This window comes from Sphingobium sufflavum (assembly GCF_021403115.1).
GTDB lineage: Bacteria > Pseudomonadota > Alphaproteobacteria > Sphingomonadales > Sphingomonadaceae > Sphingobium > Sphingobium sufflavum.
Genome location: NZ_JAJSSH010000015.1, coordinates 74,931 through 93,449, shown reverse-complemented (window position 1 = coordinate 93,449; position 18,519 = coordinate 74,931). Strand labels below are relative to the sequence as shown.

The following is an 18,519-nucleotide window of genomic DNA, read 5'->3' as shown; positions in this document are numbered from 1 at the left end:
GTGGACGACTTACTGGGCGATTTCGTCGCTGAAACACTTGAGAATCTGGAAACCCTCTCTGGCGAGGTCATCGCCTGGGAAACGGACCCGTCTGACCGTGACAGGCTGGACGCTTTTTTCCGGTTCTTCCACACGGTCAAGGGAAGCTGCGGTTTCCTGAACCTGCCGCGCGTGGAGAAGCTGGCGCATCGGGCCGAGGATGTCCTCGCCGCGATCCGCACCGGCGACCGCACGCCCGATCCCCACACCATTTCCGCGGTGCTCGCCGTCATGGACCGCATCGGCGACATCGCCCGCGCCTATGGCGACAACCTGCCCGTGCCGGCCGAGGACGGGGACGAGGCGCTGCTCGACGCCCTCACCGCCGCGCCGGTCGCGCCCGCCCCGGTCGAGGAGCTGGTGGGGGAGGTGGAGCTGGACGATGGCTCCGCCCGCACCCTTCCCTCCACGCCGCGCGAACGCGCGCCGCGCACGATCCGCATTTCCCTCTCGCTCATCGACCAGTTGATGAACGCCGTCTCCGACATGGTGCTGGCCCGCAATGAGCTGTCCCGCAAACTGCGCGACACCAATGCCGACCCGGATGTGGAGGGCAGCTTCGAACGGCTGTCCGCCTGTGTCGCCGACATGCGCGACATGGTCAGCAAGACCCGGATGCAGCGCGTCGACCGCCTCTTCACCGCCCTGCCCCGCATGGTGCGCGACCTCAGCCAGGATCTCGGCAAGAAGGTCGAGCTGGTGCTGGAGGGTGGCGATGTCGAGATGGACCGCGAGATGATCGAGATGGTCCTCGACCCCCTCACCCATATCGTCCGCAACGCGCTCGACCATGGGCTGGAAACCCCCATCGAGCGCATGGCCGCCGGTAAGACCGAAACCGGCCATGTCCGCATCGCCGCCCGCCAGTCCGGCAACCAGATCGTGATCGAGGTCGTGGACAATGGCCGGGGCATCGCCACCGAAAATCTCGTCGCCAAGGCATTGCGCCTGAAACTGATCGGCGAGAATGAGGCGGCGGGCATGACCCATGCCGAAAAGCTCGCCCTCATCTTCCACGCGGGTCTGTCCACGGCGGAGCAGGTGTCCGCCATCTCCGGCCGCGGCGTCGGCATGGACGTGGTGCGCACCAATGTGGAGCGGATCGGCGGCGTCGTCACGCTGGACAGCACCGTCGGGCGCGGCACGATCATCCAGTTGCGCGTCCCCATGACGCTCACCATCATTCCCGGCCTCATCCTGCGCTGCGGCACGGAATTGTTCGCCATTCCGCGCGGCAATGTCATCGAACTGCTGCATGAAAACAGCGCGATGGTGACGGTGGAGAATGTCGCGGGCGCCCGCGTCGCCACCATTCGGGGCCTGCGCTATTCCGTGGTCGACCTCGAACATCTGCTGGGGCGTGAGCGCGAGCATGTGGAGGGCGGCGCCCGCACGCTGATGCTGGTCGGCTCGCCCACCGGCGTCCCCTATGCGCTGGGCGTGGACGCCGTGGAGAATCACGAGGAACTGGTCATCCGCCCGGCATCGCCGGTGGTGATGGCGGCGGGTATCTTTGCGGGCATGACCCTGCCCGACAATGGCCGCCCCATGCTGCTGCTCGATCCCGCCGGCATCGCGCAGGTCGCCGACCTGCCGATGGAGCTGGACAAGAGCGAGGCCGTGCAGGCCGAACTTCAGCAACGGCTGGAGGAAAAGCAGGCCCAGACCATCCCCGCGCTCCAGTTCGTGGAGAAGGGCGGTCAGCATCGCCTCATCCCGCTCGACACGGTGGAACGGATCGAGGATCTGCCCGCCGCCCTGTTCGGCGTGACGGAGGGGCAGCAGTTCGTACGGCTTCAGGACCGTCTGGTCCGCGTCGCCAATCCCGGCACGATCAACGACGAACTGGTCAAGACATTGCACCTCAAGGTCGGCGGACAGGAAATCTGCTATGTCGTGGAGGATGTCGCCGACATCATCGACATGCCCATCCGCCCGCATCTGCGCGTCCGCACCCACGGCATCGCCGGTGTCGTCAGCCATGAGGGACAGCATCTGGAGGTCATCGACGCCCATGCCCTGTTCGCGGGGCAGGCGGCCGACAATGACAGCGGGGCGACCGCGCCCGGCACCTGCCTGATTGCGGGCCTTGCGGACGACCCGTGGATGCGCACCATCCTCGCCCCCCTGCTGGTGCAGGCGGGCTATGACGTGCGCGACGCCGGCACGCCGGAGATCGAGGCCAGCCATGGTCCCGCCGTCCTGCTGTGCGACAATGGCGCGGGCCAGGATGACGGCGTGGGCGAAGGCCATGGCCCCGCCATGCCGATCATCCGCCTGCGCGCGCAGGCCGACGCGGACATGCGCGACCCCCACCAGTCCATCTATCGCTACGACCGGGCCAGCCTGCTCGCCGCGGTCGATGGCGCCTTGCGGAGGCAGGCAGCATGAGCGCGCCCCTTTTCCTCTTCGCCACCGTCGCGGGCACGGACATCGCCATGCCCACGGACGAACTGGAAGCCGTCGTCCATCTGGGCGAGATCATGCCCATCGCGCGCACCGCGCCGCAGGTTCGCGGCCTCGCCGCCCTGCGCAGCCGGGTGCTGACCGTCATCGACGTCCGCACGCTGGTGACGGGCGACCTGACCGAAATGGGCCGTGCCCCCCTCGCCATCGTGGCGGAGGTGGAGGGTCATACCTATGGCCTGCTGATCGACCGGGTCAGCGACATCTGCCCGGTGGAGGGCGGCATGTTGCCCGTGCGCGGGCGGGTCGGCGCGGCATGGGAATCCTATGCCAAGGGGATGATCCTGTTTGAAAACCGGCTGCATCTCGCCGTCTCCATTCCCGACTTCATCCGGCAACAGGCGCTGTCCGCCGCCGCCTGACGGCTCCGGCCTCCATCCGTCGCAGCCCGGCGGCAGGGTTTACACTTCGCTTACATCTTCTTGCTAGGGTCGCACCTGCGCATCGAAGGATCGCCACACAGGGGTACGCAAAGATGAAAAATTGCCTGGTCGTCGACGACTCGAAGGTTATCCGGAAGGTCGCCCGCCATATCCTCGAATCGCTCGACCTTGTGGTTGACGAGGCCGTGGATGGCCGTGAGGCGCTGACCCATTGCGAAGCCACCATGCCCGACGTGGTCCTGCTCGACTGGAACATGCCGCACATGACCGGGCTGGAGTTTCTCAACGAACTGACCCGGCGCAAACTGCCCCAGCATCCCAAGATCATCTTCTGCACGACGGAAAATGGTCTGGGCCATATCCGCGCGGCGGTGGAAGCGGGCGCGGACGAATATGTGATGAAGCCGTTCGACCGCGAAACCCTCGAAAGCAAGCTGCAACTCGTCGGCATCCTGTAAAATCGACATCAGGTGGGGACCGGTCGGTGACAGCCAATACAGCCATAATACGGACGGGGGGCATGACTTCCCCCGAACCCGTCATCCGCGTGGTGATCGTCGACGATTCGCTCGTCGCGCGCCGCGTCCTGCAACGCATCCTGGAGGAGGACGGCCGCTTCTGCGTCGTCGGCTGCCACAGCAGCGCCGATGACGCCATCGCCGCCCTGTCCGCCGCGCCGTGCGACCTCATCCTCCTCGACCTCGAAATGCCCGGCCGCAGCGGCGTGGACAGCCTGCCCGACATGCTGCGCGTGGGCCATAACGCCAAGGTCGTGATCCTGTCCGGCCATCATGCGGAGGATGGCAGTGTGGCCATCGCCGCCCTCGCCGCCGGTGCGCGCGACGTGATGACGAAGCCGGTCGCCGGTCATTTCGGTCCCGCCTTCGCCGTCGCCCTCTCCGACCGGCTTCACGCCATCTATACGGGGCAGGACCGCGTCGCCTGGACCGGCGACAGCCATCGCCGCGTGTCCGCCCTGCCCGGCATCAGCCATGCGCCCCGCGCCATCGGTATCGGCGCCTCGACCGGCGGCATCCATTCCCTCACCGCCTTCCTCGGCGCGCTGGAGACACCCGTCCCCGCGCCGCTGTTTGTGACGCAGCACCTGCCCGCCGACTTCCTGCCCTTCTTTGCCGAACAGTTGCGCCGTCTGGAGCGGCTGCCCGTGCACATCGCGGAGGACGGTATGCCGGTCCTTCCCGGCAACATCTATGTCGCGCCCGGACAGGCCCATCTGACCGTGCAGCGCAAGCCCAGCCATAGGGTGGAGGTTCGCCTGTCGCGCGCCAGTTCGCGCCATGGCGCCTTTCCCGCCGTCGATCCCATGATGGCGTCGCTGGCGCAGGTCTATGGCGAACGGGCCTGCGGCATCATCTTCTCCGGCATGGGCCGGGACGGTCTGGCGGGTACCGAATCCATCGTGTGCGCCGGCGGATCGGTCATCGCGCAGGACAGCGCGACCAGCGTCGTGTGGGGGATGCCCGGCGCGGTCGTGGATGCGGGCCTCGCCTGCCTCGTCGCGTCGCCCGAAATGGCGGCCCGTTCTCTTCAGGAAGCATGGCGGATGACAGCATGACGGCTCTTTCCGGCGACAGCAGCGTCCGCGCCATTGCCGATTTCTTCGAACAGAGGACCGGCCAGCATCTGGGCGAGAGCCGGATGTGGCGGATCGAGACGGTGCTGCGCGACGTGATGCGCAAACATGGCCTGGGCGATCTCCACGCCCTGCACGCCCGCCTGCAACGCGATCCCTATGGCGAACTGGCCGCCGGCACCATTCACTGCATCATGAACCATGAGAGCAGCTTCTTCCGCGACCTCAACGTCTTCGAATCGATCGAAAAGCAGATTCTTCCTCACCTCAACCGCACCCTGCCGGAAAAGCTGCTGCGCATTTGGTGCGCGGGCTGCTCGACGGGGCAGGAGGCCTATTCGCTCGCCATCGTGCTGAAACGGCAGGAGCATCTGTGGAAGGATTGGCGCGTGTCGATTCTGGGCACCGACATCTCGCCCTTCTCCATCGAGAAGGCGCAGGCCGGCGTCTTTCAGCAGATGGATGTGCAGCGGGGCCTGCCCATCGCGGACCTGCTGCGCTGGTTCGAACCCAATGGCGACCAGTGGCGCATCGCGCAGGATCTGCGCGCCCTGACCAGCTTCAAGGTCGACAATATCCTCGACCACCACGCCATCACCGGCAAGTTCGACCTGATCCTGTGCCGCAACGTCCTGCTCTATTTCTCGCCGGAGCTGCGCGCCCATGCCCTGTCGCGGATCGCCCGCCTGTCCCGCCCGGACACGCTGCTGATCCTGGGCGCTGGCGAGACGACGATCGGCACCGGCACGCAGTTCGTCCCCTCCGGCGCCTTTCGCGGCGCCTATGACATCGGCGGCGCCGGTCCGGCTCCGCACATGCTGGACCGACTGGCGGGTTGACCGCCATTGCAGGGCATTTGCAAGGCAGGCGGAATCCTCTGCCGACCCGGAAAGCACGGGAAATCAAAAGGCTAGGGCCATCCAGCCGATAGCGTCGCACCGGAACCTGCTCTACCCTATGGTCAGCGGCCCTTTGCTCGACTAATGGCGGAAGGATAACCGCCGGAAGCCAGCAATGATCGAGACGATCGAAACGCCGTCCCCCAATTTCGACGACCGCACGCTTCCCGTCTCCATGCTGGTCCTGCACTATACCGGCATGCCCGACGCGCACTCCGCGATTCAGTGGCTCGCCAACCCTGATTCCAAGGTTTCGGCCCATTATGTGGTGACGGAGGATGGCCGCATCGTCCGCATGGTGGACGAGGGGAAACGGGCCTGGCACGCGGGCCGCTCGCACTGGCGCGGGGTGGACGACATCAACTCCGCCAGCATCGGCATAGAGATCGTCAATCCCGGCCATGAATGGGGCTATCGCCCCTTCCCCGATGCACAGATCGAGGCGGTGATCCCGCTGGTCAACGACATCGTCAAACGCCACCATATCACGCGCGGCAATGTGGTGGGCCATTCGGACATCGCACCGGCGCGCAAGACCGACCCCGGCGAGCTGTTTCCCTGGCACCGGCTCGCCCGCTTGCGCCTCGCCCTGCCCCGCCCGACGAAGAACCTCGTGGACCCGCACTGGTCGGATGGCGGCTTCCTGCTCGCCCTGCAACGCTTCGGCTATGACATTGCGGACCAGCAGGCGGCCATACAGGCGTTCCAGCGGCGTTTCCGGCCCGAACTGATCGACGGGGTGGTCGACGGCGAATGTCGCGCCCTCCTCCTCGCCCTGCTTCTCCCACGGCCGCGCGGCGACGACTGAGGGGACATACTTCGCTCGAAGGGCTGTACGTCGTCCCGGCACCACAGCGGAGTCATGCCAGGGGATGACACCCCCACTATTATCCGCTACGGCCCGCCCCACCAGAGGGTCGGGCGATCGCGGCGGTGTCAAAACCGGCGAGGAAAGTCCGGGCTCCACGAAACAACGGTGCCGGATAACGTCCGGCGGCCCCGCAAGGGGTCAGGGACAGTGCAACAGAGAGCAGGTCACGTATCGCCTTCGGGCCTAGGGCTTCGGCCGCGTGAACAGTGAAAGGGTGGGGTAAGAGCCCACCGCATGCCCGGTAACGGCGCATGGCACGGTAAACCCCACCGGGAGCAAGACCGAATAGGGATGGCGCGTGGGGGCGACTCCACAGGGCGTGTTTCGGCCCGACCGTCCGGGTTGGTTGCTAGAGGCGTCCGGTAACGGGCGTCCAAGAGGAATGATCGCCCATCCGCCTCGCGTCCCTTGCGGGATACGGCGGCGGTGGACAGAACCCGGCTTACAGACCCTCTGGTATTTTTCTGTGCAGATGTGGGAGGGGGGGCGAGCAGACCTCGCCATAAAACGTGCGCTATAGCGATCGCGAAAGCTGACCTTCCCAACCAACCGCCCACGCTTTCTCGATCGGCGCGGCCTGCGCCTTAACTGCCATTTCGCATCAAAGTAGCCTGAGCCAATGATATAACCGAAAGCTCAAAAGGCTAGCCTTGCTAATTTGAATCGAAGTAGAGTGGGATGCAATGCACGAGAACCTTAGATCGTATATGCGCCTCGTTGAGAAGCGCTCGCGCGAGCACAATCAGGCCTTCGGAATTCTCTATGCCCAAGGACTCTACGGTGCCTGCGCCGCGATCATCCGTCAGGAAATCGACAACCTCATGCGGGTCGATTACTTGGCTTTTTCTGTCCCGCTTACTGATCGTGAGGAACTGTGTCGGGATGTCATTTCGGGTGCACGCTGGCAGCGACGCACCACCAAGGGGAAATTTATGGACATCCGCGATGTCGAATTTCACACCTACGCCAAAGACAATCACTCGTGGGTATCCTTAGCATACCAATACAGTTCAAAGTTCATCCACCTAACGAATTTTTGGGATTACGGGGTGTCTGATCCGCTGGTAACGATGCCCGCCGATGACCAGTCGGAAATTGTCTCCTACCTCAGTAGATACCATGGCTTCTCAGGGCATGATTTGAAGATGAATGATCTTTTCGAGTACCTCCCGCAGGTTTTCGAAAAGATCCGCAGCAACATCGAATGTTACATTGAACAGGAAGACGGGCTGCTTCTACATCCTCTATCTTCTAACGCGTAGCCACTTTTCCGCTGAGCGCGGCCGGAGCGGATCGTCGGCTATTCGGTTTTATGCTGCCAAAACCGGACTGGGCGGAATCCACCCCAAACCCACCCCATACAATTCCCCGCCCCGCGCCTTTCCTTACCGCACCCGGCACGCTACATTGGAGGGATGGCTCGCAATAATCGCTCGAATGACTGGGGTTTTCCGCGCTGGCGTGAATATGGATCGTCGCGTGAGGCCCAGTCCGTGCGCCTGTGCGACCGGCATGGCTGCACCAATCCGGGCAACTGCCCCGCGCCCAAATCGCCCAACAACCCGGACCGCTGGTATTTCTGCCAGGATCATGCCGCCGAATATAACAAGGGCTGGGACTATTTTCAGGGGCTGGACGCGGAAGAACGCGACCGCCGCACCCATGACGAGGCACGGACCAGCGCGGGCTATACCGCCAGCGCCTATTATGGCTGGACCACGTCGGGCGACGGCTCCCGCTCGCGCGAGGAGATGCGCGCGCTCGACATTTTGGGTGTCGAGCCAGACGCGGATTTCGAGACGATCAAGCGGAGCTGGCGCCAGCTCGCCAAGGAAAACCACCCGGACGTCCGCCCCGACGATGCCGACGCGGCGACCCGCTTCCACGCGGTTCAGGCCGCCTACGAAGTCCTGCGCACGGCCGAGGAACGGCGGACATGGCGTCCCACATCCAAATGACGTTCCGTGGGGCGGACGCAGGGCCGCGATAGACGCCGAAAAAAAGAGCCTCGCCCGGCGAATAGTCAGCGCAATCCGGCAAACCCGGCCTGTGTCTTGCAGTTCAGGTCACAGGCTCATGACGCCGTTCAACTGCTCGACATCCAGACGATGCCGTACCGAAAATGGCGCTTTTTCTGCCTTTCAGCGTGAAGCCGTACCCCGCTTCACACCATGCGGGCCTGCATGATGGAACGCCCTAGTTCGGGCGCGGAATACAGGCGTAGCCCGCCGCACGCAGCGTTCCACACAGGCGCGCGGCATCCGCCTCGCCCTGCACGGGGCCGACCTGGACGCGCGTCACATCGCCGCCCCTGACCATATAGAGCCGATAGCCCGACAGGCCCGGAACACGCTCCGTCGCGGCCTTCCACAGCGCCTTGGCACGGCTTTCCTCCCGGAACGCGCCCATCTGGACACGCCAGCTGCCGGAGGACGGCGGCTTGGCGACCGCAGTCGGCGGCGGAGCGCCTCCTGGTGGTCGTGCGGGTTTCGCGGCGACGGGCGGAGCCTGCGCCACGGATGGCGGTGGTTTGACCGACTGAGGTGGCTTGGCCGACTGAAGTGGCTTGATCGGTTGGGGCGGTCGGGCCGTGGGCGGCTTGACCGGCACGCGATAGGGTGGAGCGCTGGATGCCCTGCCCGGCGGCGATGCGTCGTCCCGGCTGTCCGGTCGCTCGTCATAACGCGCGCCCGGCCGTCCACCCCGTTCGGGCGGAGCATCTCCAAAGCGATCGGCCAGTCCCGGCGGAGCCTGCTGCACCGGCTGTGCACTCGCGACCCGCCGCGGAGGCGGCAAACCTTCTGAGTCCCGCGGAGGCGGCAAACCTCGTGAATCCCGCGGAGGCGGTGAACTGCCCGTCTCTTTCGGCGGCGGCGCACTGGCCGTCCCGCGCACCACCGGCGCGCTGGCGACCTGCCGGGGCGGCGCAGCCTGCACCGACGGCGCGGGCCGCACGGCACCGGTCGAGGCCGGAGCCTGCGCCGGGGCCGCGGCATAGTCCACATCCCTGGCGGCGCGGCCCATGTCGGCGGCCAGGGCAAGGCCCTTCTGCCGGTCGGCCGTACCGATATATTTGTCCATCGTGGCGAGGCTGGCCGTCGCCTGCTCCAGACCGGAGGAGGCCGCCCGCGTCATCAACGCATAGGCCCGCACCCAATCCTTGGCGACCAGATCGCCGTTGAACATGGCCGTGCCGAGAATATATTGCGCCCGTGCATCGCCCCGTTCCGCCGACTTGCGGATGAAGGGCATCGCCTCTTCCCGCTTGCCCTGCTGGAACATCAGGAGGCCCAGGTTATCGGCCGCGCGGGGGTGGCCCTGCGCCGAAGCCTTGCGGAACCATTCCAGCGCGACCGGCATATCCACCGGCACGCCGCGACCCAGCTTATAGGCCTGGCCCAGATTGAACTGCGCGTCGGCGTCGCCCGCGGCCGCCATGGGGCGCCACTCCGCAATCGCCTTTGCATAATCGCCCTGCTGCCACGCATCGACACCCGCCTTGACGTCTGCCGACGCCGGGGTTGCCATGCTGGCCGCGCATGTCGCGACGATGGTCCCCACCAACGCTGCTCTCATGATGACTTGGTCCTTCCACTGATACGTGGATCGTGGCCTACCCCAACGATGGTTAACAAGCCGTTATCCCTGTTCCTGTACCATCTTCTTTATCGCCTTATTTTCCTTCCGCCCCATCTTAACCGGATTTTAGCATCCCGCATGAGATTTTGCCCCTGTATTTCATGAAGCAGGGGTTATCGCGTGAGGATATTGGCGCTTGCGTCCCAAAAGGGTGGTTCGGGCAAGACAACCTTGTCCGGCCATCTTGCCGTGCAGGCGCAACGCGCCGGGATGGGACCTGTCGTGCTGATCGACATCGACCCGCAAGGTTCCCTGTCCGACTGGTGGAACGACCGCCACGACGAGTTTCCCGCCTTTGCCCAGACCACCGTCGCACGCCTCGCCGCCGACCTGGAGACGCTGCGCACGCAGGGTTTCAAGCTGGCGGTGATCGACACGCCCCCCGCCATCACCATGGCGATCCAGAGCGTCATTAGCGTGGCGGAGCTGATCGTGGTGCCGACCCGCCCCTCCCCGCACGACCTGCGCGCCGTGGGCGCGACCGTCGAGCTGTGCGAGCGCGCGCAAAAGCCGCTGATCTTCGTCGTCAACGCGGGCACGCCCAAGGCGCGCATCACCGGGGATGCCGCCGTCGCCCTGTCGCAGCATGGCACCGTCGCGCCCATCACCGTGCATCACCGCACCGATTTCGCCACGTCGATGATCGACGGCCGCACCGTCATGGACCTCGACCCCAAGGGCAAGTCCGCGCGGGAGATCGAGACATTGTGGACCTATATCGCCGACCGGCTGGAACGGAATTTCCGCCGCACCGTCTTCACGACCGGCCATGCCGCCCCCGCGCCCCGCCAGCCCGCCGGCTTCGGCCGCCGCGTGTTCGGCTCGTAAGGGAGGGACCGGCGATGACCATAGCCAAGCCCGCAGCCTCCCTCACCGCCGGATTGCTGGCGCGCAAGGGCATGGCCCAGCCTGCCATGCGCCGCCAGACCGTCACCGGCCTCGGCCCGCGCGCCGTCACGCCGCTCGACGATCTCGGCTGGAACGATATGGGCGAAGACCGGGGCGAAGCTATCGCCCCCATCAACCCGGCACCCGTCGCCCCCACGCCGATCACGCCCGCCTCGGCGGATGCGGAGCCGTACACCCCGGCCCCTTCGCCCGTGGCCCTGCACATCGCCGCCATTCAGGAAACGCTGGACCGCCGCCGTGCGGAACGGCGCGCGTCCGAACCGGCGGCCCCCGCCCCTCTCGCGGCGCAGCCCCCCGTGGCTCCGCAGGAACCCCTGACTCCGCAGGAACCCATGGTTCAACAGGCTCCCGCCCCGCGCGCCCTGCGCGCTAAGGCCAGCGCAAAGGCGGCTCGCCAGCCCAAGGCCAAGAGCGCCTTCACCCTGCGCATCGACGCGGACCGGCATCTGCGCCTGCGCCTTCTCAGCGCGGTGACGAACCGTTCCGCACAACAATTGCTGATCGGCGCCCTCGACGCGCTGATCGCCCGGCACCCCCATATCGACGCCCTCGCCGCCAATCCCAACCTGCGGCGGGCCAGCGACGATACAGGCATGGAATGAGGGACTAACCATGACCAGCAGGACCATCACGCGCCTCGCGGGCGCATCGCTCATCGTCACCACATCCATGGTCGGGTGCAGCGGCGCGCAGATGAACCAGCGCCCCGCCCTGACCACCAACAACGCCGCCACCATCGCGACCGGCATTGAAAAGGCGCTGGCGGGCCGCGATTTCGCCCGCGCGCTGCTCGACGCGGAACGACTGGTGGAGGTGCAGCCGCGCGATGCCGCCAGCCGCACCCTGCTCGGCCGCGCCTATCTCGCCAATGGCCGCTACGCCTCCGCCCGCACCGCGCTGGAGGATGCCGTGACGCTGGGCGCGAACGATCCGCGCACGATCATCTCCCTCTCCCTCGTCCGCACCGCCATGGGCAACCCGGACAGCGCCCGCGCGCTGCTCAGCGCCCATATCGGGGATCTGCCGGCCTCCGACTATGGCCTCGCCATGGCGATGTCCGGCGATGTGCAGGAGGGGCTGCGCGCCCTGCTGGAGGCCGTCCGCGTGCCCGAAGCGGACGCACAGACGCGCCAGAATCTCGCCTATGCGCTCGCGCTCAGCGGCCAGTGGGGTCAGGCCCGCCTCGTCGCCGGTCAGGATCTGTCCGGCAGCCAGTTGCAGCAGCGTCTGGCCCAATGGGCGCAGACCGCGCAAGGCGAAGCCTATCCGCAGCGGGTCGCCGCCTTCCTCGGCGTGCAGCCGCGCGGCGACGACAGCGGCCTGCCCGAACGGCTGGCCCTCTCCGCCAGCGAGCCGACCTCGCTCGCCGTTGCCCAGCCGCTCCAGCCCAGCGAACTGGCCGCCGAAGCGGTGGCCGACGCCCGCAGCGCCAACAACTTCAACACCAACACCCTGAACGATGGCCCCTCGCCCGACGATCAGGCGCTGGCCGCCGCGCAACCGGAACCCGTGCCCCCCGCCCCGCCCGCCGATGCGGACCGGACGGTACTGGCCAGCCTTTCCGCCGACCGCCTCTCGGCTGCCAACCTTTCTCCAGAACGCGCCTTCCCCGCCGATGCGCCTGTCCCGGTCATCCGCGCCTCCGCCGACCCGATGCGGCAGGCGGTGATGCAGCGTCTTGCGGAGCCGGTCGTCACGCCCAACAACAAGGGCGCTGGCCGAGCGCAGGCCCGCACCGCCTTCGCCAGCCCGCGCAACCTCGCGCTGGCGCCGCAATCCGTCGCCGCAACCGGCTCCGTGCATGGTGGCAGCGACTGGGTGGTGCAGATCGGCGCGTACAGCAATGGCGCAGGCGCGGCCTCCGCATGGGCGCGCGCCAACGGCAAGTCCCTGGAACAGCGCGGTTTCCGCAAGATATTGGGTCAGGTGACGCTCAATGGCCGCACCTATCACCGCCTCGCGATGAGCGGCTTTGCGACCCGCGGCGCCGCAGATCAGCTCTGCTCCGGCCTGCGCGCGCAGGGGCAGACCTGCTTCGTCCGCCACGACACGGGCGTCGCCAACGCTATCCGCATGGCTCGCGCGGGCAAACCGGCCAAGGTGGCGCAGGCCGCGCCGAACCTCGCCCCGAAATCCACAAGCGTGGCGGCATCGAACAAGTCGGCGTCCGCCAAGCCAGTGTCCGTCAAGTCGGCGTCCAACGCGGCCAAATTCAACACCGGCCCGTCCAACATTGGCAAGTCCAACACCGGCAAAGCCAGCATCGCCCAGTCCAGCATCACCCGGTCCAGCATCACCCAGTCCAACAGGGCCGCATCCAACAGCCCAGCGGCAAAGCCAGACCGGCTCGCCTCGGCCCAGCCCCGGACCCCGGTTTCGGCAAACAGCGTTTTGGTTGGTAATCCTGTCAAACTCCCAACACCGAAACCCTCTGCCAAACTGGTCGGCATCGCCATCGCCTCACGCTAATCCGGCTCCGCCCAAACCGGAAAAGGCCCGCCCCTCCAACCGGAAGGGCGGGCCTTTTTCATGCCACCGGGCGGATGATCCGCCCGGCCCTGTTCAAATCAGAAATGCACCGCCCGGCTATAGGCGCTCAGCACGCTCTCATGCATCATCTCGCTCAGCGTCGGATGCGGGAAGACGGTCTGGATATAATCCGTCTCGACCAGTTCGGCCTGCTTGCCGATGGTATAGCCCTGGATCAGCTCGGTCACTTCCGCGCCCACCATATGCGCGCCCAGCAACTCGCCGGTCTTGGCGTCGAACACCGTCTTGATGAAGCCTTCCGCCTCGCCCAGCGCGATCGCCTTGCCATTGCCGACGAAGGGGAAATTGCCTACCTTCACCTCATGTCCGGCTTCCTTGGCCTTCGCCTCGGTCAGGCCGACCGACGCGACCTGCGGATGGCAATAGGTGCAGCCGGGGATGTTCTTCGCGTCGATGGGATGCGGATGCACCTCCGTATTGCCCAGCGCCTGCGCGATCGCCTCGGCCGCCAGCACGCCCTCATGGCTCGCCTTGTGCGCCAGCCATGGTGGCGCGGTCACATCGCCGATGGCCCAGATGCCGTCGACATTGGTGCGGCAATATTCATCGACCTTGATATGATACCGCTTGTCCGGCTCGACGCCCGTATCCTCCAGCCCGATATTCTCGACATTAGGCACGATGCCAATGGCGACGATGACGTGGCTGAATTCCTCCGTCGTGACCGTGCCGTCCTTCGCCTTGATCTCTGCGGTGACGGCCGCGTCCGTCGCCTCGATCTTCTGGATATTGGCGGAGATACGCAGGTCAAAGCCCTGCTTGGTCAGCGCCTTCGCCATGAAGGTGGAAACGTCGGCGTCCTCGACCGGCAGGATGCGGTCCATCATCTCGACGACCGTCACCTTGACGCCCAGGTCGTTGTAGAAGCTGGCGAACTCGATGCCGATGGCCCCCGACCCGATGACCAGCAGCTTGGTCGGCAGCTCGGTCGGCGTCATGGCATGGCGATAGGTCCAGATGCGCTTACCGTCCGCCTTCGCCTTGGGCAGGTCGCGCGCGCGCGCACCCGTCGCGATGATGATATGCTTGGCGGAGAGCTCTTCCGTCTTGCCATCGTTGACGACGGACAGCTTCCCGCCGCCCAGCAGCTTGCCTTGCCCGGTGTGCACGGTGATCTTGTTCTTCTTCATCAGATGCGTGACGCCCTGATTGAGCTTGGACGCGACACCGCGCGACCGCTTCACGATCGCCGCAATGTCGGCGCTGATCGCCTCCGCCTTCAGGCCATAGTCGCTGGCGTGGTTCATATAATGGAAAATCTCCGACGAGCGCAGCAGTGCCTTGGTCGGGATGCAGCCCCAGTTGAGGCAGATACCGCCGAGATTCTCGCGCTCCACGATAGCGACCTTGAGGCCGAGTTGCGCGCCGCGGATCGCCGCGACATAGCCGCCGGGACCAGAACCAAGGACGATGAGATCATAGGATGACATGCGGGTTTTCCCCCAATTTCAGATGATATTCGAAAATGACGATCAGGCGATCAAGCCCAGTGGCTTCTCGACCAGCCCCTTGAACACCGACATCAGGCGCGCACCGTCCGCACCGTCGATGGCGCGATGGTCGAAACTGCCGGTGACATACATGGCCGTCGCCACGCCCAGCGTATCGCCGGGGAAGACCCACGGACGCTTTTCGCCTGCCGACACGGCCAGGATCATCGCCTGCGGCGGATTAATGACCGCGTCGAACTGGGTGATGCCCATCATGCCCATGTTCGACAGGGACGCGGTGCCGCCCTGATATTCGGATGGCTGGAGCTTGCCCGCCTTCGCACGCTCGGCCAGATCCTTCATCTCGGCAGAGATGGCCGCGACGCTCTTCGTGTCCGCCTCCGTCACGATGGGGGTGATGAGGCCTCCGGGGATCGACACGGCGACGCTGATATCGGCGCGGCTGAACTTCAGCATCGTATCGCCCTGATATTGCACATTGCATTCCGGCACTTGCACCAGCGCGATGCCCAGCGCCTTGATAAGCAAGTCGTTGACCGAAACCTTGATGCCCCGGCTCGATAGCGCGTCGTTCAACTCGCCGCGCAGCTTCAGGAGCGCGTCGAGGCGGACATCCACCGTCAGGTAGATATGTGGGACAGTCTGCTTGCTCTCGGTCAGGCGGCGCGCGATGGTCTTGCGCATCCCCGACAGCTTCACCTGCTCATGCGGTGTGGGATAATCGGTGGGCGATGCGCTCGCCGCTTTAGCTGCCGGAGCGGGCACGGCAACTGGCGCAGCCGCCTTGGGCGCAGCAGCAACGGAAGCGGGAGCGCCACCCTTGGGCGCACCGGTAAGGTCGGCCTTCACGATGCGACCGCCCGGACCACTGCCCTGCACGGCGGAAAGGTCGATGCCGTCATTGGCGGCAAGGCGGCGAGCGAGCGGGCTGACTTTCAAGCGGGCATCTCCATGCGTAACGGACGGGGTCGGGGCAGCGGCTTGGGCCTTGGCGGCCGGTGCCACCTGTGCCTCTGCCGGGGCGTCCTTCGCCTCTTCCTTATTCTGTTCCTCGGCCTTCGCGGTCGGTTCCGCTGCGGCCTTTTCCGGTGTAGCGGGGCTAGATCCTGCCTCCTCACCTTCGGCGATGATGGTCGCGATCACGGTGCCGACCTTTACCTTTTCCGTACCTTCGGCGACGAGTATCTGTCCGATCACGCCTTCATCGACGGCTTCGAATTCCATGGTGGCCTTGTCCGTCTCAATCTCCGCCAGGAGATCGCCCGACGCGACAGAGTCACCTTCCTTCACCAACCATTTTGCGAGCGTCCCCTCCTCCATCGTCGGGGACAGGGCCGGCATCTTGATCTCAATCGCCATGGCTTGCGTGGCCTTCTTTCTGGGCAGGTGGTCGGCCCGCACCTTGCCGCTTTGCTCTTGCGGGTCAAGGGCTGAGGCGCGAATGGCCAATCATTCCGATGACCTTGCCCCTGTCCCGCCCGCTGATCGGTTCGACTTGCCACAGGCTATATATTGGCGCATTTTGCCCTGCTTTCAGGAGCCATGTCGGGGGATCGGGCGATGCGGACATATCTGGTCGTGATCGACGAAACGCGTGAATCCGAGACGGCGCTGCTCTTCGCCTCGCGCCGCGCCGCGAAGACGGGGGGCGCTGTCCATATATTGGCCTTCGCGCCCAAACCGGAATTCGTGCAATGGAGCGGCGTGCAGGCCACCATGGAAGCGGAGGCGCGCGATCGGGCGGAGGCACTGGTGACCGCCGCCGCAGGGCGCATCATGGGCGAATCCGGCATCCGGCCCAAGATCACGGTGCGGCTGGGCGATCCCGTCCCCGCCGTGCGCCAGACGCTGGAGGAAGAACCGAACACCGCCGCCCTGGTGCTGGGCGCGGCGGCCAAGGGCAGCCCCGGCGAGCTTGTCACCCATTTCACCGGCGTCGATTCGGGTACGCTTCCCTGTCCGGTGATGGTCATTCCCGGCTCCCTCGACCGGGAAGCCATCGAACGGCTGAGCTGAGGCCGGGCCGGGAACAAGAACGTTCTAGTAGAAGCCTCCCAGCTTAGCATGATCCCCGCTGATGCTGTGCTCCGGGGTGAAGCGGACAATGACCCGCTTGGTCATGGATAGGTGTATCTGTCCCTCCTTGACCTCAGCGGAGATCGGTGCGGTCTGCACCTTGTGCGCCATCAAGCATGGCCTTGCGCGATCTCCGCCGGATCGGACAATATTTCCGCCTGCTCGTAGAGGATGACGGACCGCAACTCCTCATAGACCACTCCACTTTCTACCAGCAGCGACGCACGCGGATCGCGCTCCAGATTTCGGGTCTTCTGGCTCTTGGCAAAGGTCGTGATCAGGATGCGGTCATCGTCATCCAGCGTATAGTTCATCGGCATCGGGTGCGGAAAGCCGCCCGGCCCGTTGGACACCACGATCATGCGCGCCTGCGACAACAGATAGGCGCGAATCTCCTCCGGCGTCATGGCAATCATCTCGCGGCGTGAGGGCATGGCGGTCTCCTGTCCGGTCAGAGCCGCATAGAACCGCCGCCGTCGACGCTCAACACCTGCCCCGAAATGAAGCTGCCCTCATCCGACATCAACAATGCGCCCAGCGCGGCAATGTCCACCCCCTCGCCCAGTCGACCGACCGGGATGCGTTCCGCCATCGCCGTCACCACGGCCGGGTCCATCACCGCGTCAAACTTGGCATGGCGGATGACGCCGGGGGCGATCACATTCGCGCGGATGCCCTCCGGCCCAAACCGTTTGGCGACATGGCGCATCAGCGCATGACCCGCCGCCTTACTCATCGCATAGGCGACGCGCACCACGTCCGGCATATGGGCCGCGCCGCTGCTGGTATAGACGATGGAGCCGCTGCCCCGCTTCAGCATCTCCGGCACCGTATGGCGGGTGCAGAGCAGGAAACCCCGCGCGTTGACCCGCATCACCTCGTCATAAATGTCGAGCGGCAGGCCCAGCACGTCCGCGCCGCTCTCCCCATCGCGGAAGCTGGCGAAATTGGCGTGCAGGCCGTCCAGCCCGCCATAGCTGGCGACCGCCAATGCGACCGCAGCCGCGATGGAAGCCTCCTGCGATCCATCGAGGCTGGTGCCGACGGCCTGCCCCCCCTCCCCGGCTATCTCCGCCGCCACGGCCTGCGCCGCCGCACCGTCCAGATCGCCCAGCACGACCGCCGCCCCTTCGGTGGCATATCGCCGGGCCAGCGCGCTGCCGATCCCGCCCGCGCCCGCCACCAAAATCACCTTGCCCTCAAGCCGCCGCATCATGCTCTCTCCTTTGCGCGGGAGATTGCGGTGCCCGGCGGGAGCCGCCTATCCCCGTTCGGTGACATGCCGTCCGCGAAGGAGGCGCAATGCGGGGCGTCAGTGCGGGGCGACGGCGACGCGCAGGCCGTCCAGTCCGGGGTGCAGCCAGATCTGGCAGCCCAGCCGACTGTCCGGGCGCGGGTCGGCGGTGAGGGCAATCATCGCCTGCTCTTCCTCCGACGCTGAGCCGACCGCGTCGCGCCATTCCGGCGCGACATGCACATGGCAGGTGGCACAGGCCATGAAGCCGCCGCAATCGCCGACGATGCCCGGCACCCCTGCACGGCGGCCCAGTTCCATGACGCTGTCACGGTCGGAGGGGGAGACGATTTCCAGAACTTCGCCGCCCGGCAGGAGATAGGCGATTTTCAACATGACCAACCAAAA

The 18,519-nt window shown here is 65.8% G+C and carries 18 protein-coding genes and 1 other RNA gene; 13 read left to right on the top strand and 6 right to left on the bottom strand.

Features of this window, described 5'->3' with window-relative positions:
* The 9 genes from LWE61_RS18305 to LWE61_RS18265 all read left to right on the top strand — a co-directional run bounded on the left by LWE61_RS18305 (nucleotide 1) and on the right by LWE61_RS18265 (nucleotide 8,210).
* Complete coding sequence (locus LWE61_RS18305; protein WP_234152097.1) at nucleotides 1-2,430, top strand: chemotaxis protein CheA; 2,430 nt, start codon at nucleotides 1-3, stop codon at nucleotides 2,428-2,430.
* A complete protein-coding gene (locus LWE61_RS18300; RefSeq protein ID WP_234152096.1) occupies nucleotides 2,427-2,867 on the top strand; it encodes a chemotaxis protein CheW in 441 nt (146 codons plus the stop codon). Before LWE61_RS18305 ends, LWE61_RS18300 begins: the two co-directional genes overlap by 4 nt.
* Nucleotides 2,868-2,980: 113 nt before the next feature.
* Nucleotides 2,981-3,346 carry a response regulator gene (locus LWE61_RS18295; protein ID WP_234152095.1) on the top strand — a complete coding sequence of 122 codons (366 nt, stop codon included), beginning with the start codon at nucleotides 2,981-2,983 and terminating at the stop codon, nucleotides 3,344-3,346.
* A gap of 62 nt (nucleotides 3,347-3,408) precedes the next feature.
* Nucleotides 3,409-4,464, top strand: a complete 1,056-nt coding sequence (locus LWE61_RS18290; RefSeq protein WP_234152094.1) for a chemotaxis protein CheB — start codon at nucleotides 3,409-3,411, stop codon at nucleotides 4,462-4,464.
* Complete coding sequence (locus LWE61_RS18285; protein ID WP_234152093.1) at nucleotides 4,461-5,321, top strand: CheR family methyltransferase; 861 nt, start codon at nucleotides 4,461-4,463, stop codon at nucleotides 5,319-5,321. Before LWE61_RS18290 ends, LWE61_RS18285 begins: the two co-directional genes overlap by 4 nt.
* Nucleotides 5,322-5,496: 175 nt before the next feature.
* Entirely contained in the window at nucleotides 5,497-6,189 is a 693-nt protein-coding gene (locus LWE61_RS18280) for an N-acetylmuramoyl-L-alanine amidase (RefSeq protein WP_234152092.1), read from the top strand.
* A gap of 101 nt (nucleotides 6,190-6,290) precedes the next feature.
* An RNA gene (rnpB, locus tag LWE61_RS18275) (RNase P RNA component class A) lies at nucleotides 6,291-6,713 on the top strand.
* A 246-nt stretch (nucleotides 6,714-6,959) separates the two neighbouring features.
* Nucleotides 6,960-7,514, top strand: coding sequence for a hypothetical protein (locus LWE61_RS18270; RefSeq protein WP_234152091.1), 555 nt, complete (start codon nucleotides 6,960-6,962; stop codon nucleotides 7,512-7,514).
* 153 nt (nucleotides 7,515-7,667) lie between these two features.
* A complete protein-coding gene (locus tag LWE61_RS18265; protein ID WP_234152090.1) occupies nucleotides 7,668-8,210 on the top strand; it encodes a J domain-containing protein in 543 nt (180 codons plus the stop codon).
* Nucleotides 8,211-8,448: 238 nt separating this feature from the next.
* Here LWE61_RS18265 and LWE61_RS20980 read toward each other — a convergent pair whose 3' ends face one another.
* Nucleotides 8,449-9,828, bottom strand: coding sequence for an SPOR domain-containing protein (locus LWE61_RS20980; protein WP_407696262.1), 1,380 nt, complete (start codon nucleotides 9,826-9,828; stop codon nucleotides 8,449-8,451).
* A 183-nt stretch (nucleotides 9,829-10,011) separates the two neighbouring features.
* Here LWE61_RS20980 and LWE61_RS18250 point away from each other — a divergent pair, with 183 nt between their 5' ends.
* From LWE61_RS18250 to LWE61_RS18240, 3 genes are read left to right on the top strand one after another with little or no spacing between them, the layout of a single operon-like run.
* Nucleotides 10,012-10,719: an AAA family ATPase gene (locus LWE61_RS18250; protein WP_234152089.1), complete on the top strand. Its 708-nt coding sequence runs from the start codon at nucleotides 10,012-10,014 to the stop codon at nucleotides 10,717-10,719.
* A 14-nt stretch (nucleotides 10,720-10,733) separates the two neighbouring features.
* Entirely contained in the window at nucleotides 10,734-11,402 is a 669-nt protein-coding gene (locus tag LWE61_RS18245) for a hypothetical protein (protein WP_234152088.1), read from the top strand.
* A 10-nt stretch (nucleotides 11,403-11,412) separates the two neighbouring features.
* Complete coding sequence (locus tag LWE61_RS18240; protein ID WP_234152087.1) at nucleotides 11,413-13,269, top strand: SPOR domain-containing protein; 1,857 nt, start codon at nucleotides 11,413-11,415, stop codon at nucleotides 13,267-13,269.
* Nucleotides 13,270-13,367: 98 nt separating this feature from the next.
* On the opposite strand, the gene lpdA is transcribed toward LWE61_RS18240, so the two are convergent.
* Nucleotides 13,368-14,780, bottom strand: coding sequence for a dihydrolipoyl dehydrogenase (gene lpdA / locus LWE61_RS18235; protein ID WP_234152086.1), 1,413 nt, complete (start codon nucleotides 14,778-14,780; stop codon nucleotides 13,368-13,370).
* A 42-nt stretch (nucleotides 14,781-14,822) separates the two neighbouring features.
* Nucleotides 14,823-16,160: a pyruvate dehydrogenase complex dihydrolipoamide acetyltransferase gene (locus LWE61_RS18230; RefSeq protein WP_234152085.1), complete on the bottom strand. Its 1,338-nt coding sequence runs from the start codon at nucleotides 16,158-16,160 to the stop codon at nucleotides 14,823-14,825.
* 201 nt (nucleotides 16,161-16,361) lie between these two features.
* On the opposite strand from LWE61_RS18230, the gene LWE61_RS18225 reads away from it, so the two are divergent.
* Nucleotides 16,362-16,817, top strand: a complete 456-nt coding sequence (locus LWE61_RS18225; RefSeq protein ID WP_234152084.1) for a universal stress protein — start codon at nucleotides 16,362-16,364, stop codon at nucleotides 16,815-16,817.
* Nucleotides 16,818-16,987: 170 nt separating this feature from the next.
* Here LWE61_RS18225 and LWE61_RS18220 read toward each other — a convergent pair whose 3' ends face one another.
* The 3 genes from LWE61_RS18220 to LWE61_RS18210 form a co-directional block, all read right to left on the bottom strand.
* Entirely contained in the window at nucleotides 16,988-17,311 is a 324-nt protein-coding gene (locus LWE61_RS18220) for a pyridoxamine 5'-phosphate oxidase family protein (RefSeq protein WP_234152083.1), read from the bottom strand.
* A gap of 17 nt (nucleotides 17,312-17,328) precedes the next feature.
* Complete coding sequence (locus tag LWE61_RS18215; RefSeq protein WP_234152082.1) at nucleotides 17,329-18,093, bottom strand: SDR family NAD(P)-dependent oxidoreductase; 765 nt, start codon at nucleotides 18,091-18,093, stop codon at nucleotides 17,329-17,331.
* Between the two features lie 96 nt (nucleotides 18,094-18,189).
* The gene (locus LWE61_RS18210) at nucleotides 18,190-18,507 is read right to left on the bottom strand and encodes a 2Fe-2S iron-sulfur cluster-binding protein (protein ID WP_234152081.1); all 318 of its coding nucleotides are present in this window, start codon (nucleotides 18,505-18,507) and stop codon (nucleotides 18,190-18,192) included.
* Nucleotides 18,508-18,519: the final 12 nt, after the last annotated feature.

Bases quoted from the DNA above. Each gene is read 5' to 3' on its own strand.
- LWE61_RS18300 (WP_234152096.1), top strand. From the start codon at position 2,427: ATGAGCGCGCCCCTTTTCCTCTTCGCCACCGTCGCGGGCACGGACATC.
- LWE61_RS18295 (WP_234152095.1), top strand. From the start codon at position 2,981: ATGAAAAATTGCCTGGTCGTCGACGACTCGAAGGTTATCCGGAAGGTC.
- LWE61_RS18290 (WP_234152094.1), top strand. From the start codon at position 3,409: ATGACTTCCCCCGAACCCGTCATCCGCGTGGTGATCGTCGACGATTCG.
- LWE61_RS18285 (WP_234152093.1), top strand. From the start codon at position 4,461: ATGACGGCTCTTTCCGGCGACAGCAGCGTCCGCGCCATTGCCGATTTC.
- LWE61_RS18280 (WP_234152092.1), top strand. From the start codon at position 5,497: ATGATCGAGACGATCGAAACGCCGTCCCCCAATTTCGACGACCGCACG.
- LWE61_RS18270 (WP_234152091.1), top strand. From the start codon at position 6,960: ATGCGCCTCGTTGAGAAGCGCTCGCGCGAGCACAATCAGGCCTTCGGA.
- LWE61_RS18265 (WP_234152090.1), top strand. From the start codon at position 7,668: ATGGCTCGCAATAATCGCTCGAATGACTGGGGTTTTCCGCGCTGGCGT.
- LWE61_RS20980 (WP_407696262.1), bottom strand. From the start codon at position 9,828: ATGAGAGCAGCGTTGGTGGGGACCATCGTCGCGACATGCGCGGCCAGC.
- LWE61_RS18245 (WP_234152088.1), top strand. From the start codon at position 10,734: ATGACCATAGCCAAGCCCGCAGCCTCCCTCACCGCCGGATTGCTGGCG.
- LWE61_RS18240 (WP_234152087.1), top strand. From the start codon at position 11,413: ATGACCAGCAGGACCATCACGCGCCTCGCGGGCGCATCGCTCATCGTC.
- lpdA (WP_234152086.1), bottom strand. From the start codon at position 14,780: ATGTCATCCTATGATCTCATCGTCCTTGGTTCTGGTCCCGGCGGCTAT.
- LWE61_RS18230 (WP_234152085.1), bottom strand. From the start codon at position 16,160: ATGGCGATTGAGATCAAGATGCCGGCCCTGTCCCCGACGATGGAGGAG.
- LWE61_RS18225 (WP_234152084.1), top strand. From the start codon at position 16,362: ATGCGGACATATCTGGTCGTGATCGACGAAACGCGTGAATCCGAGACG.
- LWE61_RS18220 (WP_234152083.1), bottom strand. From the start codon at position 17,311: ATGCCCTCACGCCGCGAGATGATTGCCATGACGCCGGAGGAGATTCGC.
- LWE61_RS18215 (WP_234152082.1), bottom strand. From the start codon at position 18,093: ATGATGCGGCGGCTTGAGGGCAAGGTGATTTTGGTGGCGGGCGCGGGC.
- LWE61_RS18210 (WP_234152081.1), bottom strand. From the start codon at position 18,507: ATGTTGAAAATCGCCTATCTCCTGCCGGGCGGCGAAGTTCTGGAAATC.